General features: G+C 64.8%; 14 protein-coding genes. 4 read left to right on the forward strand and 10 right to left on the reverse strand.

The window, feature by feature from the left end; translation table 11 throughout:
• Window positions 1-18: 18 nt before the first annotated feature.
• On the forward strand, window positions 19-615 hold the full coding sequence (locus tag H1S04_RS09165; protein ID WP_181745180.1) for an outer membrane protein: 597 nt from the start codon (window positions 19-21) through the stop codon (window positions 613-615).
• A gap of 119 nt (window positions 616-734) precedes the next feature.
• Here the strand turns inward: H1S04_RS09165 and H1S04_RS09170 are convergent, their stop codons facing one another.
• From H1S04_RS09170 to H1S04_RS09190, 5 genes are all read right to left on the reverse strand, one after another.
• Complete coding sequence (locus tag H1S04_RS09170; RefSeq protein WP_181745181.1) at window positions 735-1,970, reverse strand: DUF2254 domain-containing protein; 1,236 nt, start codon at window positions 1,968-1,970, stop codon at window positions 735-737.
• 7 nt (window positions 1,971-1,977) lie between these two features.
• Window positions 1,978-3,633, reverse strand: coding sequence for an energy-dependent translational throttle protein EttA (gene ettA, locus H1S04_RS09175; protein ID WP_181745182.1), 1,656 nt, complete (start codon window positions 3,631-3,633; stop codon window positions 1,978-1,980).
• 59 nt (window positions 3,634-3,692) lie between these two features.
• The gene (locus tag H1S04_RS09180; protein ID WP_181745183.1) at window positions 3,693-4,553 is read right to left on the reverse strand and encodes a sulfotransferase; all 861 of its coding nucleotides are present in this window, start codon (window positions 4,551-4,553) and stop codon (window positions 3,693-3,695) included.
• On the reverse strand, window positions 4,553-5,917 hold the full coding sequence (gene rimO / locus H1S04_RS09185) for a 30S ribosomal protein S12 methylthiotransferase RimO (RefSeq protein ID WP_181745184.1): 1,365 nt from the start codon (window positions 5,915-5,917) through the stop codon (window positions 4,553-4,555). The genes H1S04_RS09180 and rimO overlap by 1 nt, the downstream gene beginning before the upstream one ends.
• Before the next feature lie 90 nt (window positions 5,918-6,007).
• On the reverse strand, window positions 6,008-6,520 hold the full coding sequence (locus tag H1S04_RS09190) for an HdeD family acid-resistance protein (protein ID WP_181745185.1): 513 nt from the start codon (window positions 6,518-6,520) through the stop codon (window positions 6,008-6,010).
• Between the two features lie 193 nt (window positions 6,521-6,713).
• On the opposite strand from H1S04_RS09190, the gene H1S04_RS09195 reads away from it, so the two are divergent.
• The gene (locus H1S04_RS09195; RefSeq protein ID WP_181745186.1) at window positions 6,714-7,169 is read left to right on the forward strand and encodes a hypothetical protein; all 456 of its coding nucleotides are present in this window, start codon (window positions 6,714-6,716) and stop codon (window positions 7,167-7,169) included.
• Between the two features lie 7 nt (window positions 7,170-7,176).
• Here the strand turns inward: H1S04_RS09195 and H1S04_RS09200 are convergent, their stop codons facing one another.
• From H1S04_RS09200 to H1S04_RS09210, 3 genes are read right to left on the reverse strand one after another with little or no spacing between them, the layout of a single operon-like run.
• A complete protein-coding gene (locus H1S04_RS09200; protein ID WP_181745461.1) occupies window positions 7,177-7,938 on the reverse strand; it encodes an ABC transporter permease in 762 nt (253 codons plus the stop codon).
• Window positions 7,938-8,876, reverse strand: a complete 939-nt coding sequence (locus H1S04_RS09205) for an ABC transporter ATP-binding protein (protein WP_181745187.1) — start codon at window positions 8,874-8,876, stop codon at window positions 7,938-7,940. Before H1S04_RS09205 ends, H1S04_RS09200 begins: the two co-directional genes overlap by 1 nt.
• 28 nt (window positions 8,877-8,904) lie before the next feature.
• Window positions 8,905-10,104, reverse strand: coding sequence for an MFS transporter (locus H1S04_RS09210; RefSeq protein WP_181745188.1), 1,200 nt, complete (start codon window positions 10,102-10,104; stop codon window positions 8,905-8,907).
• A 242-nt stretch (window positions 10,105-10,346) separates the two neighbouring features.
• On the opposite strand from H1S04_RS09210, the gene soxR reads away from it, so the two are divergent.
• Window positions 10,347-10,865, forward strand: coding sequence for a redox-sensitive transcriptional activator SoxR (soxR, locus tag H1S04_RS09215; RefSeq protein ID WP_255435492.1), 519 nt, complete (start codon window positions 10,347-10,349; stop codon window positions 10,863-10,865).
• Here the strand turns inward: soxR and H1S04_RS09220 are convergent.
• Complete coding sequence (locus tag H1S04_RS09220; RefSeq protein WP_181745190.1) at window positions 10,799-12,067, reverse strand: 4-aminobutyrate--2-oxoglutarate transaminase; 1,269 nt, start codon at window positions 12,065-12,067, stop codon at window positions 10,799-10,801. The two genes, soxR and H1S04_RS09220, sit on opposite strands and share 67 nt — an antisense overlap.
• Window positions 12,068-12,190: 123 nt before the next feature.
• On the opposite strand from H1S04_RS09220, the gene H1S04_RS09225 reads away from it, so the two are divergent.
• Window positions 12,191-12,916, forward strand: a complete 726-nt coding sequence (locus H1S04_RS09225) for a rhomboid family intramembrane serine protease (protein ID WP_181745191.1) — start codon at window positions 12,191-12,193, stop codon at window positions 12,914-12,916.
• 54 nt (window positions 12,917-12,970) lie between these two features.
• Here H1S04_RS09225 and ubiG read toward each other — a convergent pair whose 3' ends face one another.
• Window positions 12,971-13,711, reverse strand: a complete 741-nt coding sequence (gene ubiG, locus H1S04_RS09230; protein ID WP_181745192.1) for a bifunctional 2-polyprenyl-6-hydroxyphenol methylase/3-demethylubiquinol 3-O-methyltransferase UbiG — start codon at window positions 13,709-13,711, stop codon at window positions 12,971-12,973.
• Window positions 13,712-13,720: the final 9 nt, after the last annotated feature.

Below are 13,720 nucleotides of genomic sequence, written 5' to 3' on the forward strand. Positions count from 1 at the left end.
TCAGTTTGGAGATTCTCAATGAAACTCGTTTTTGCTACCGTTGCCGCCTCGCTGTTCGCCGGCACCGCTTTCGCCGGTGGTTACACCCCCCCGGTCGCCAACCCCGAGCCGATCGTCGTCGCGCCCGTCGTGATGGAAGACACCTCGGACTGGACCGGCTTCTACGCAGGTCTGCAGTACGGCAAAGGTTCGGCCGAACTGTCGGGTGCCGGCGTCAGCGGCGATGAAGACATGAAGACCTACGGTCTGCACGCCGGCTATCTGCGCGACTTCGGCAAGTTCGTGCTGGGTGGCGAACTGGACTTCAACAAGCTGGACATCGACAACGCCGATGACAAAGCCGACATGACCCGGCTGCGCGCCCGCGCCGGTTACGACATGGGCCGCTTCATGCCCTACGTCACCGTGGGTGTTGCCAAGCTGAAGCTGGACAGCGCCGGTTACGACATCTCGGAAACCGATGTGACCTATGGTCTGGGCGGCGACTTCAAAGTGACCGACGCCTTCACCGTCGGCGCCGAATATTCGAAGCAGAAGTTCAACGATGTCGCCGACGTCAAGGGCCTGGATCTGGACACTGACATGATCCAGCTGCGCGCCGCCTATCACTTCTGATCGGCGCCGAAACAGCTGCGGCTGCCGGAAGGCGGCCGTGGCCCAAGGCCTTGGATTTTAACGGGCGGCGCATATGCGCCGCCCGTTTCCATTGAACCCGCTGCGCTTTGTGCGGCTACTTATTTCTGCGCGGCGCGCAGCTGATCCCGCTCCCACCCCTCGGTCAGGGTTTCGAGGGCGCGGGTCATGGCCCGTTCGGATTCGCGTCGCGCCGCAGGGGCATCGCCGATCCGTTCCAGCGCGAGCAGGCAGTCCTGCAGGGTCTCCTGCACCTCTAGCATGCCGGCGCCGTCGCGGGCTATGGGCGAGAAGAACTCCTGATAAAGCGCGCCGACATTCAGCGGCGGCACGATGACCCGGTCGAAGCGCGGCTTCGCCCTCGTGCCGGTCGATTCGTGCAGCGCTTCGAAGATGCGGGTGCCCGCGCGCAGAACCTCGATCGCGGTGCCGGGATCGTTGATCCCCGGTGACAGGGCCTTGCTGCCCACCTCGCTCAGCACGGTCAGGCCATAGCGCAGATCCTGGTCGAAGCTGCGCGATGCGCCCAGGGTAAAGGCACCGGTCATTTCCGCGGCGATATCGTCCGAAACCGGCGCGGACAGGCGCAACAATGCCTCGCCCCGGTGGACATATTTGCCCGGCATCCGCAGGACCGCGACGACAACGCCGCCCCGGCTGGCGCAGGCCTGAAGGCGCGGCAGGTCGACAAAGCGGACATGGCCTGCCTCCCTTGCCGACAGATCCGGCCCCGCAGGATCGGGAACCGTGTCCGCCGCCACGCCCCCAAGCGCGGGCGCGTCACGAAAAGCCTGCGCAGGGGCGCGGCAGGCAAGCTCGATCCGGGCGATGATGTCGCGCATCCGGCCGAATTCGTTCAGATGGCTGACCCAGCGCAGCAGCGCCCAGGTAATCAGCAGGATGTCGATGACGGTGACGATGAACAGCAGCACCCGCGCATTGCCGGGGTAAAGCCCGGCCGACAGCCCGATGATGCCCATGATGCTGAACAGGAAGGATCCGGTGAACACAGCCACCGCCGTTTGCGCGGTGCGATCTTCCTCCAGCAGGCGGGTGGCGCGCGGGGTCGCGTTGGCGGTCACCGAACCATAAGCGCCGACGATGATCGACATGGAAAACGTCGTCACCGCCAGCATCGAGCTGGCGATGATGTTCAGAAGGGAATCAACCGCGCCCGATGCGAGGTCGATGCCGGGAATGTCGGGCACGAACGGCCCGACATAACGCGCCGAGATCGCCAGCGCGATACCGGCCATGCTGAACAGGGCCACGCGGACGCCCATCCGGCGCAGTTCTGCCCTCAGCCGCAGCCACCAGCCGGCCTGACCCCAACCCATGGCAGCCTTAACGCGTAAACTTCTTGTACTTCACCCGCTTCGGCTCCACCGAATCCGGGCCAAGGCGGCGGATCTTGTCGGCCTCGTAATCCTCGAAGTTGCCCTCGAACCATTCGACATGGGCGTCGCCCTCGAATGCCAGAATATGGGTGCACAGCCGGTCGAGGAAGAAGCGATCGTGGCTGATGATGACCGCGCAGCCGGCGAAATCTTCCAGCGCAGCTTCCAGCGCCTGCAGGGTTTCCACGTCCAGATCGTTGGTCGGTTCGTCCAGCAGCAGGACATTGCCGCCGGATTTCAGCAGCTTGGCCATGTGGACGCGGTTGCGCTCGCCCCCCGACAGCTGGCCGACCTTCTTCTGCTGGTCGCCGCCCTTGAAGTTGAACGCGCTGGCATAGGCGCGGCTGTTCATCGAGGCGTCGCCCAGCACGATCTGCTCGGCCCCGCCCGAGATTTCCTCCCAGACCGTCTTGTCGGCGCCGAGCGCATCGCGCGACTGGTCGACATAGCTCAGATGCACGGTGTCGCCGTAGGTGACCTCGCCCGCGTCGGGCTGTTCCTGCCCGGTCAGCATGCGGAACAGCGTGGATTTACCCGCGCCGTTCGGACCGATGACGCCGACGATGCCGCCCGGCGGCAGCGAGAAGGTCAGATCCTCGATCAACAGCTTGTCGCCCATGGCCTTTTTCAGGCCCGCGACCTCGATCACCTTGCCGCCGAGGCGTTCGCCGTTCGGAATGATGATCTGGGCGCGGGACAGCTTCTCGCGCTCGGACTGGCCGGCGAGTTCGTTATAGGCGTTGATCCGGGCCTTCTGCTTGGCCTGACGGGCCTTGGCGCCGGCGCGGATCCATTCCAGTTCGCGTTCCAGCGTCTTCTGCTTGGCCTTGTCCTCGCGGGCTTCCTGTTCCAGCCGCTTGGCCTTCTGCTCCAGCCATGCCGAATAGTTGCCTTCGTAGGGAATGCCGCGGCCGCGATCCAGTTCGAGGATCCAGCCGGTGATGTCGTCAAGGAAGTAGCGGTCGTGGGTCACCACCAGAATGGTGCCCGGATATTCGATCAGGTGCTTTTGCAGCCAGGCGATGGTTTCGGCGTCGAGATGGTTGGTCGGTTCGTCCAGAAGCAGCATGTCGGGCGCTTCCAGCAGCAGCTTGCACAGCGCGACGCGGCGCCGCTCGCCGCCCGAGAGGGTCGCGACATTGGCGTCGTCGGGCGGGCAGCGCAGGGCCTCCATCGCGACATCGATCTGGCTGTCGAGATCCCACAGGTTGCCGGCGTCGATCTCGTCCTGAAGCTGGGCCATCTCCTCGGCGGTCTCGTCCGAGTAGTTCATCGCCACTTCGTTATAGCGGTCGAGCTTGGCCTTCTTCTCGGCCACGCCCAGCATGACGTTCTCGCGCACGGTCAGGTTTTCGTCCAGCTGCGGCTCCTGCGGGAGGTAGCCGACCTTGGCGCCCTTGGCGGCCCAGGCCTCGCCGGTGAAGTCCTTGTCCATGCCGGCCATGATCTTCAGCAGTGTCGATTTACCGGCGCCGTTGACGCCGACGACGCCGATCTTGACGCCGGGCAGGAAGTTCAGGCGGATGTTTTCAAAGACCTTCTTGCCGCCGGCATAGGTCTTGGACACGCCGTCCATGTGATAGACGAATTCGTAATTGGCCATGAGGTCCTCGCAAACGGATTTGAAGGGTATTTAGGCGATCAAGCGGCGAAGTTGAAGCGTCAGCGCAAGGCGGCGTTGAAGGCCGCGTCGAAATTCGCCGTCAGGAATTCATACTGGGCCGCGAAGCGGTCGCGCAGGATCGCTCGGCCCTCCTCGGGAAATTCGATCGCATCGGCACCGCGGTGAAAAACCGTGTCCAGCCGGGAATAGGCAAAAGGATCGAGGCCCAGAAAAGCCTCGATCTCGCGCATCAGGCCGGCGGGATCGGTGGCAATGCGCCCGTAAGGCAGCACCAGCAGCCGGTCGGGCGGAAAACGCGCCTGCCATCTCGGCAGATAGGCGGCGTAATCGCCGCGATCCGCCAGTTCGGCGTCGTCCAGATGGTGCAGATAGCCTTGCGCGGTCTTCGGCAGCGCCTTGCGGCGCGCCAGGTTCATCCGCAATTGCGACACCGCCCGCGCCACCGGATCGCGGATCAGATAGATGAACTTCGCCCGTGGCAGGAACTCGGCTACCTCGTCGACGCCGGCGTCGGGCAGGGCCGAATATTCCGGGGTGGTGTCCAGCGGCAGCATCCCGCGCGGGGCGGGGGCGAAGGCCTGACGATACCATTTCTGGGTGAACATCGGATCCGCGGTCATGCCGACCAGATAGCGGACCATATCCTCGGGCATCTCCTCGCCACGCGCGCGAAAGCGCTTTTCGGTGGCGCGGATGGCTTCGCGGAAATGCCAGGGCAGCCATTGCCGATGCTCGGGGCAATGACGGGCGTTGAAATAGTGCAGTTCCTTGAAGGGCGTCGTCCAGATTTTCGGGTGTTCGTTCAGCTGTTGGTGCAGCCAGCTGGTGCCGGCCTTCTGGGCGCCGATGCAGACCACGCGCGGCTTGCGCGGTTTGCCCTCGGCGTCCCATGCCCGCATTACAGCTTGCCCCAAAGGTCGTATTCGCCCGCCTCATCCACGGTGACACTGACAATATCGCCGGGCTTCAGCGCCTCGAAACCCTCGTCGATGAACAGGTTGCCGTCGATTTCGGGCGCGTCGGCTTTGGTGCGGCAGGTGGCGCCGTCTTCGTCGACCTCGTCCACGATCACCTCGATGCGGCTGCCGACCTTGGCGGCCAGCTTCGCCTCGGAAATCGCCTGCGCCTTTTCCATGAAACGGTCGAAACGGTCCTGCTTGACCGCATCCGGGACATGGTCTGGCAGATCATTGGCGCGCGCGCCCTTGACGTTTTCGTATTGGAAGGCACCGACGCGGTCCAGTTGCGCCTCGTCCAGCCAGTCCAGCAGGGTCTGGAATTCGTCTTCGGTTTCACCGGGATAGCCGACGATGAAGGTCGAGCGCAGGGTGATCTCGGGGCAGGCGGCGCGCCAGGCGGCGACCTCGTCCAGGGTCTTCGCCGCCGCCGCCGGCCGCGCCATGCGGCGAAGTGTGTCCGGGTGGGCATGCTGGAACGGAATGTCCAGATAGGGCAGCACCAGACCTTCCGCCATCAGCGGGATCAAGTTGCGCACATGCGGATAGGGATAGACGTAATGCAGCCGCACCCATGCGCCCAAGGACCCCAGATCGCGGGCCAGATCGGTGATATGGGCGCGGTGGCCACGATCTTCGGCATGTTTCAGGTCCACCCCATAGGCCGAGGTATCCTGCGAAATCACCAGCAATTCCTTGACCCCGGCGGCGACCAGCTTTTCGGCCTCGCGCAGGACAGCATGGGCCGGACGGCTGACCAGACGGCCGCGCATATCGGGGATGATACAGAACTTGCAGTGATGATTGCAGCCTTCCGAGATCTTCAGATAGCTGTAATGGCGCGGCGTCAGGCTGACCGACGACGCGGGCAGCAGATCGATGAACGGATCGGGCGCCGGCGGCACGGCGCCGTGGACGGCGTCCAGCACCTGCTCGTATTGATGCGGACCGGTCACCGCCAGCACCTTGGGATGGGCGCCGGTGATATAGTCCGGCTCGGCCCCCAGGCAGCCGGTGACGATGACGCGGCCGTTTTCCTTCAGCGCCTCGCCAATCGCGTCCAGCGATTCCGCCTTGGCGCTGTCCAGAAACCCGCAGGTGTTCACGATCACCGCATCGGCGCCCGCGTAATCGGGGCTGATGGCGTAACCTTCGGCGCGCAGCCGGGTCAGGATGCGTTCGCTGTCCACCAGCGCCTTCGGACAGCCAAGGCTGACCATGCCGATGGTCGGCTGGCCGTCGCGGCGCATATCGGGAATCGCGGCGCGGGCGAGGTCGGGGCGCAGCAGGGGGGGATTCTGGCTCATGGTGGGGTCAGATAGGATCAGGCCCACCCGAAAGCAAGCTGTCTGAAGTGACGTGGGGCCCGGCCGGCGCGAACCGGCCGGGCAGGGACCTCAGCGGTCGGGCACGACCGAGGACAGCGCGATCATCGACACCCCGTTCGAGATCAGCTCGATCGCCAGCAGCACGCCCAGAAGCGTCACCACCGAGGCCGGGAAGTTGCCGAAGATCATCACCGCCAGCAGGATCGCCAGCAACCCGCTGAGCAGAACCAGCCAGAATGCACTGGTCCCACGCAGATCGAACGCCATGACGACACGGAAAATGCCCGTCGCCATGAACAGGATGCCGGCCAGAACGGTCAGCGTCACGATGCCTTCCAGCGGATTGCCCAGCAGGGCGATCCCCAGCAGGACGAAGGCGATGCCGACCAGAATCGCCCAGATGCGCGCACCCCAGCCTTCCGCCCGGAACGCGAGGAAGATTTCCATCACCCCGACGATCAGGAAGCCCCAGCCGGCGATCTGTTCCGCCGCAAGGGTTGCGGCCATCGGATTGGCCAAGGCCAGCACGCCGGCGAGGATCGAAATGACCCCGAGAATGATCCAGAGAATTTTCATAAGCATCAACTCCAGAAGTTACCTACAGCAAAATGGTCTCATATCAGGCTCTTGCCGAATACGTGAAATGGCGCCCGGGTGTCACATTCCTGAATGGTGTCACATTATTGTGCGCATCGGGGAGGATCACGCAGCTTTGGCTTTCGCTTTCCCGCATGGCACAGCAAGATGACCGCATGATTCAAAAATCCATAGCCACATGACCCAACGCACCCGGTTTCGTCTGATTGCCACCATTTTGATGCTCGCCCTGATGCCGCTGGCTGCCGGGGCCGAAATCCGCGTCAAGAAGACCTATATCGACGTGTATGACGATCGCGGCGGCAATGTGCTGGAGATGGTGAAGACCCGCTACAAGCTGGAAAATTCCGGCAAGGAGGTCCGCATCCGCGGCTATTGCCGGTCGGCCTGCACCATGCTGACCACCATGCGCAACGCTTGCCTGGGCCCGAACGCGACCATCGGATTCCACGCCCCGCGCATTCCCAACACCAAGATCATCCCGCCCTATGTGGATCAGGTCATGGCCAGTTTCTACCGCAATGGCATCCTGCGCAAATGGAATGCCGAATGGCGTTACAGCCTGAAAATGGTGAAGATCAGCGCGCGGGAATACCACCGGCTGGACCCCGCCACGCGCATCTGCGCCCAGTAGGGCGCGCTCACTCGCGCAGGCGCCAGCCGGTGCGGAAGATCCAGGCGATCGCGGCAAGGCAGATGACGATCATCAGCCCCACCGCGATCAGCGACAGCCCCACCGGCACATCGGCGATGCCGAAGAACGCCCATCGGAAGCCCGAGATCAGGTAAAGCACCGGATTCATCTTCGCCACCGCCTCCCAGAACGGGGGCAACATCGACGCCGAATAAAAGGCTCCGCCCAGAAAAACCAGCGGCGTGATGACCATCATCGGCACGATCTGAAGCTGTTCGAAATTCTTCGCCCACAGCCCGATGATGAAACCCAGCAGCGAAAACGCGAAGGCGGTCAGGAACAGGAAGGCCAGCATCCAGAGCGGATGCGCAATATGAACGCCGACGAAGAAGAAGCTGGTCAGCAGGATGATCAGCGCGATCAGGATCGCCTTGCTGGCGGCGGCGCCGACGAAGCCGGTGGTGACCTCGATCCAGCCGGCGGGGGCGACGAGGTATTCGTAGATCGTGCCCGAGAATTTCGGGAAGTAGATCCCGAAAGAGGCATTGGACACCGATTGCTGCAGCACCGTCAGCATCATCAGGCCGGGCACGATGAAGGCGCCATAGGGGATGCCCTCGACCGCCTGGATGCGGCCGCCGATGGCGGCGCCGAAGACCACGAAATACAGCACCGTCGACAGCACCGGCGAGGCGATGGATTGCCAGACGGTGCGGAAGAACCGGGTCATCTCGTGGATATAGATTGCGCGGATCGCGCCCCAGTTGATCATGCCGCATCCTCAGGCTTGTCGGCGACAAGGGCCATGAACACCTCTTCCAGGCTGGACTGCTTGGTCGCCACGTCACGGACCTGAATGCCCAACCGCGCCAGATCGGCCAGCAGATTGGCGATCCCCGTCCGGTCGGACCGGGTGTCATAGTCATAGCCCAGCCTCAGGCCGTCCGCCGACAGGGTGATTCCGCGCTCGGCCAGTTCGGGCGGGCAGGCGGCCAGGGGCTCGTACAGCGAGATCGTCAGGTGCTTCTTGCCGAATTCGCCCATCAGTTCGGCCGTGGGCTTCATCAGCAGAAGGTTGCCGCGGTTGATGACGCCGATACGGTCGGCCATCTCCTCGGCTTCCTCGAGGTAATGGGTGGTCAGGATGATGGTCACCCCGTCGCGGCGCAGCTGGTCGACGACCTGCCACATCTCGCGCCGCAACGCCACGTCGACGCCTGCGGTGGGCTCGTCCAGAAACAGCACCTTGGGATTATGCGACAGCGCCTTGGCGATCAGCACCCGGCGCTTCATGCCACCCGACAGCTCGCGCGTGGCGGCATTGCGCTTGTCCCACAGCGACAGGCTGCGCAGCACCCTTTCCAGATAGGCGTCGTCGGGCGGGGCGCCATACAGGCCACGGGTGAAGCGGACGGTATTCAGCACTGTTTCGAACGGTTCGAGGGTGATTTCCTGCGGCACCAATCCGATCAGCTTGCGCGCCGCGCGCCAGTCGTCGCGAATGTCATGGCCGCCGACGCGCACGGTGCCGCCCGTCGGCACCACCAGCCCGCAGATGATCGAGATCAGCGTCGTCTTGCCGGCGCCGTTCGGTCCCAGCATGGCGACGATCTCGCCCTCGTCGATGCTCAGCGAGACATCGTTGAGGGCCTTGGGGCCGCGCGGATATTGCTTGCTCAGATGATCGACTTCGATGATCGCACTCATGAGCGGCTCCTTGAATTTCAACGGGACGCTAGTGCGCGGACCTCGCCTTGTCCACCGGCTGCGGGCGTCGACTGAGCGTCAGACCGAGGATCAGCCCCAGCGCGATGCAGCCCCGCGCGCCAAGGGCGAAGACCGCGGGAAGGCCCCATTTCTCGACCATCGGCTGCAAAACAAGGGGCGAGAGGAACTGCCCCAGAAACACCGCCGCCGTCATGAGGCCCGAGACCAGCCCCCGATGGCGCGCCGGCGCGGCGTTCAGGGCAGTGGTCAGGAAGGTCGGCATGCACAGGCCAAGCCCGGCGCCGATCAGCGCCGCGCCTGCCAATACCTGTTTCATTCCCTGTGCGCCCGAAACCAACCAGAAGCCCACAGCCAGCAGCGCATAACCTGCCAGCGGCGTCCCGATCCGCCCCAGGATCGGCCGCACCCAGCCCGAGGTCACTGCCAGCACCGAAGACGCAAGCATCATTACCGACAGTGCCCGGCCGGTCTGCTGCGGCGCGCCGGCACCGATCTCGGCCAGCAGATAGGGCAGCAGCGTCGGCACCATGTAGAAGATCACGAAGGTCAGTCCCGCCGCCGCGGCCATGATCGTCACCGTGCCCGGCCAGCCCGGCTCTCCCGGCGCGGCGACCTGGACGGGATCGCTGCCCTTCACGGCGCGCGGCGGCTCGGGCAGCAGGCGCGACAGGATGGGCAGCAACAGGATGGCCAGCCCATAGATGGCGAAGGGCAGGCGGGCGTTCTGTGCCGCCAGCACCCCCGCCAGCGTCACGAAGGCCATGCCGCCGATATTGGTTGCCGCGACCTGATAACCCATCAGCCGCCCGCGCGCGGGCCCCGCGAAGTAATCGCCCAGCAGCGTCGCCTGCGCCGTCATGATCGCCGCCACGCCAAGACCCAGCGCCAGCCGACTGGCCAGAATCGCCTCGAGACTGTGCAGATACAGCCCGGCCGTCCCGGCGAGCGCATAGACGACCAGCCCCGCCAGCAACGGCGGCCGGCGGCCGATGCGGTCGATGATGACCCCGGCGAAAGGCGCCACCAGCGCCACGATCAGCGAGGGTGCCGTCACCAGCAGCGGGATCAGCCGGTGTGCATGAGGGTTGTCTGCAAAGACCTGCTGAAGCCCGATCAGTGCCGGCGTGATGGTGGCGTTCGACATGATCGTCAGCATCGCCGCCAGCATCACACCCCAGGCCCGCGGATCACGCAGAATCCGTTCCATCAAACAGCCTTTCGATTGCACAGGCGCGGCTTACGCGCCTCTGCGCGGATCCCGGCACCGGTGGCAGGCTCTGCCAGACCGGACCGCGCGTCAAACTGATTTCGGGGCGTCGCGTTTTCGCGGGGCATCGCGCCCTCCTTGCAGGGAATCAAGATCGCGGCCATCATAGGACCTGAACCATGGTTGAGGGCAATTGGAAAATGTCCATTGAAAACAATGCACCAAGGTCTTCGACCCCGGTAATGTCGGTGGGCGCGCTGGCGGAACGCAGCGGGTTTTCGGTTTCGGCCATTCATTTCTACGAGCGCGCGGGGCTCATCCGGTCGACACGCAATGGCGCCAATCACCGCCGCTATCACCGGACCATGTTGCGGGTGCTGGCGATCATCAAGGCCGGGCAGCGCGCCGGCATCCCGCTGGCCGAAATCCGCAGCGCCATCGCCCCGGCGCTGGCGGGCAATCCGCTGAGCCGGGGGGCCTGGGGCGCGATCTCGGCCGCATGGCGCGCCGATCTGGACCGCCGGATCGCGGCGCTGACGTTGATCCGCGACCGGCTGGACGGCTGCGTCCGCTGCGGCTGCCTGTCCCACGAGCTGTGCCCGATCTTCAACGAAAACGACGCCGCCGCGGCCTTCGGTCCGGGCGCGGCGGGGCTGGAAGACGCCGGACCGCCCTGGCCCGACGCGCCCGAGGATCAGCCGCGCGCGGCCTTGACGCTGTCCTCCAGAATATCCAGCGCCTCGGCGAAGACATCGTCCTGAATGGTCAGCGGCGCGAGGAAGCGGATGACGTTCCCATACACGCCGCAGGTCAGCAGGATGAGGTTGCGCTTCAGCGCCTCCTCGCGGACGCGGTTGGCCATTTCGGGGTTGGGCTTGTCGGTGCCGGCGATGTTGAACTCCACCGCGTTCATGAAGCCGGGGCCGCGAATGTCGACGATCTCGGGCACGGCGTCGCGCAGACCGGCGAGGCGCTGCTTCAGCCGCTGGCCCAGCCGCTCGGCGCGCTCGGCCAGCTGTTCCTCCTCGATCACGTCCAGCACTGCATGGGCGGCCGCCACCCCCAGCGGATTGCCGGCATAGGTGCCCCCCAGACCGCCGGGGCCGGGGCTGTCCATCACCTCGGCCCGGCCGGTGACGGCGGAAATCGGCAGACCGCCGCCCAGACCCTTGGCCATGGTGGTGAGGTCGGCGGCCACGCCGTGATGTTCCATCGCGAACAGCTTGCCGGTGCGGGCAAAGCCGGTCTGGACCTCATCCGCGATCAACAGGATGCCATGGGCGTCGCAGATCTCGCGCAGTTTCTGCATGAAACCGGCGGGGACCTCGTAGAAACCACCCTCGCCCTGCACCGGCTCGATGATGATCGCGGCGACCCGGCCCGGTTCCAGATCGGCCTTGAACAACCGGTCGAGCGCATCCAGCGCGTCCTGCTGGCTGACGCCGTGCAGGTCGTTCGGGAAGGGCAGGTGCCAGATGTCGTTCATCATCGGCCCGAAACCGGCCTTGTAGGGCTGGACCTTCCCGGTCAGCGCCATGCCCATGAAGGTGCGGCCGTGAAAGCCGCCCGCGAAGGAAATCACCGCCGGCCGCCCGGTATAATGACGGGCAATCTTGATGGCGTTTTCGACCGCCTCGGCACCGGTGGTGGCGAAGATGGTCTTTTTCGGTTCCTTCCCCGGCAGCAGCGCGTTCAGGCGCTCGGCCAGTTCGACATAGTTTTCATAGGGCACAACCTGGTGGCAGGTATGGGTGAAGCGGTCCAACTGGTCCTTGACCGCCGCCATCACCTTCGGGTGGCGATGCCCGGTATTGACCACCGCGATCCCGGCCGCAAAGTCGATATAGCGGTTGCCGTCCTTGTCCCAGATTTCGGCATTTTCGGCGCGGTCGGCATAGATCTGGGTGGTCATCCCCACCCCCCGCGAAATGGCGGCGTTCTTGCGGTCGGTCAGCGTGGACATCCGGCTCTCCCCGTTTGAAATCTGTCGGGCGCGATCCTAGCGCCCGGAAATCCTGTCGAACAGGCCCCGCTTGCGCGTGACGCGCGGGTCAGGCATCGTCCGGCAAACCCCTGAAGGACGCCAATGTTTCCGATCCGCGATCACAACCCGTCCGAGCGTACGCCCTATGTGACCATCGGGCTGATCTTTCTGAATGTGGTCATGTTCCTGCTGACGATGCCCTGGGCCGGCGGCATGGTCGAGCTGTGGGAAAGACTGGCGCTCTATCCGGTGGCGGTGGTCAACGGCTATGACATGTGGGGGCTGGTGACGCATATGTTCCTGCATGCCGGGCTGCTGCACATCGCCGGAAACATGCTGTTTCTGTGGATCTTCGGCGACAATCTGGAAGATCAGATGGGGCATCTGGGCTTTCTGATCTTCTATCTCGCCTGCGGGCTGGCGGCTGCCGCCGCCCAGATCGCCGCCAATCCGGCCGAAGGCATCCCCATGGTCGGCGCGTCCGGCGCGATTGCCGGGGTGATGGGGGGATATCTGCTGCTGTTCCCCAGGGCGCGCGTCGACGTGATCGCGATCATCATCATCTATATCAAGATGCTGACCATTCCGGCCTGGGTGATGCTGGGCATGTGGTTCCTGCTGCAGGTCTTCAGCAGCTTCTGGACCATGGGCGGCGACAGCGGCGTGGCCTATTGGGCCCATGCGGGCGGCTTCGTGGCCGGGATCGTGCTGGCGCTGCCAATATTCCTCAGGCTGGGCGGGACGGTCTTCTGGAACCGCACCCATGGACGGCCGCCGCACCGACCGGTGGATTATGTGCGCTCGCGCATCCCCGACGTGCGGCGGTAGGGACACGCCCGCCCGGTGGGCGCCATGGGGCGGCGGCGCGGCCCGAACGCGAAGTCAGGACCTGCGCACCCCTGTTGCGGCATAGTTCACCGACATGTCGCGATCCGACAGCGACCACGCCCAGCCGAGGGGGTTGAACACCATCCCGCGCCGGTCGACCACCTTCAGGCCCGCGGCCTGCATCATCGCCGCAAGCTCGTCCGGCGTGATGAAGCGTGACCATTCATGCGTGCCCTTGGGCAGCCAGCGCATCACCCATTCCGCTCCGACGATGGCGGCGGCGAAACTGCGCGCGGTGCGGTTCAGCGTCGACATCACCAGAATACCGCCGGGGCGCAGCAGGTCGTGGCAGGTCTGCACGAAGGCCGGCGGCTCGGCGACATGCTCGACGATCTCCATCGCCAGAACGGCATCGAAGCTTTCGCCTCCGGCCAGCAGCGCCTCGGCGGTTTCGGCGCGATAGTCGATATCCAGCCCGACCTGATCGGCATGAAGGCGCGCGACCTCGATATTCTTCGGGGCGGCATCGGCGCCCACGACCTGCGCGCCCAGCCGCGCCATCGGTTCCGACAACAGGCCGCCGCCGCAGCCGATATCCAGCAGGCGCAGCCCCTCGAACGGCCGGGGCGCTTTCAGATCGCGGCCGAATTCGGTGGCGATCTGGCTGGTGATATAGCCCAGCCGGATCGGATTCATCATGTGCAGCGGCTTGAATTTGCCCTTCGGGTCCCACCACTCGGCGGCCATCGCCTCGAATTTGGCGATTTCGGACGGGTCTCGGCTGTCGGTGGTCATGGTCGGTCC

Source organism: Paracoccus sp. S1E-3, assembly GCF_013868135.1.
Lineage (GTDB): Bacteria > Pseudomonadota > Alphaproteobacteria > Rhodobacterales > Rhodobacteraceae > Paracoccus.

Coding starts and splice junctions, on each gene's coding strand:
- H1S04_RS09225 (WP_181745191.1), top strand. CDS start 12,191: ATGTTTCCGATCCGCGATCACAACCCGTCCGAGCGTACGCCCTATGTG.
- H1S04_RS09205 (WP_181745187.1), bottom strand. CDS start 8,876: ATGAGTGCGATCATCGAAGTCGATCATCTGAGCAAGCAATATCCGCGC.
- H1S04_RS09180 (WP_181745183.1), bottom strand. CDS start 4,553: ATGCGGGCATGGGACGCCGAGGGCAAACCGCGCAAGCCGCGCGTGGTC.
- H1S04_RS09165 (WP_181745180.1), top strand. CDS start 19: ATGAAACTCGTTTTTGCTACCGTTGCCGCCTCGCTGTTCGCCGGCACC.
- ettA (WP_181745182.1), bottom strand. CDS start 3,633: ATGGCCAATTACGAATTCGTCTATCACATGGACGGCGTGTCCAAGACC.
- H1S04_RS09195 (WP_181745186.1), top strand. CDS start 6,714: ATGACCCAACGCACCCGGTTTCGTCTGATTGCCACCATTTTGATGCTC.
- soxR (WP_255435492.1), top strand. CDS start 10,347: ATGTCGGTGGGCGCGCTGGCGGAACGCAGCGGGTTTTCGGTTTCGGCC.
- H1S04_RS09170 (WP_181745181.1), bottom strand. CDS start 1,970: ATGGGTTGGGGTCAGGCCGGCTGGTGGCTGCGGCTGAGGGCAGAACTG.
- ubiG (WP_181745192.1), bottom strand. CDS start 13,711: ATGACCACCGACAGCCGAGACCCGTCCGAAATCGCCAAATTCGAGGCG.
- rimO (WP_181745184.1), bottom strand. CDS start 5,917: ATGAGCCAGAATCCCCCCCTGCTGCGCCCCGACCTCGCCCGCGCCGCG.
- H1S04_RS09210 (WP_181745188.1), bottom strand. CDS start 10,104: ATGGAACGGATTCTGCGTGATCCGCGGGCCTGGGGTGTGATGCTGGCG.
- H1S04_RS09190 (WP_181745185.1), bottom strand. CDS start 6,520: ATGCTTATGAAAATTCTCTGGATCATTCTCGGGGTCATTTCGATCCTC.
- H1S04_RS09220 (WP_181745190.1), bottom strand. CDS start 12,067: ATGTCCACGCTGACCGACCGCAAGAACGCCGCCATTTCGCGGGGGGTG.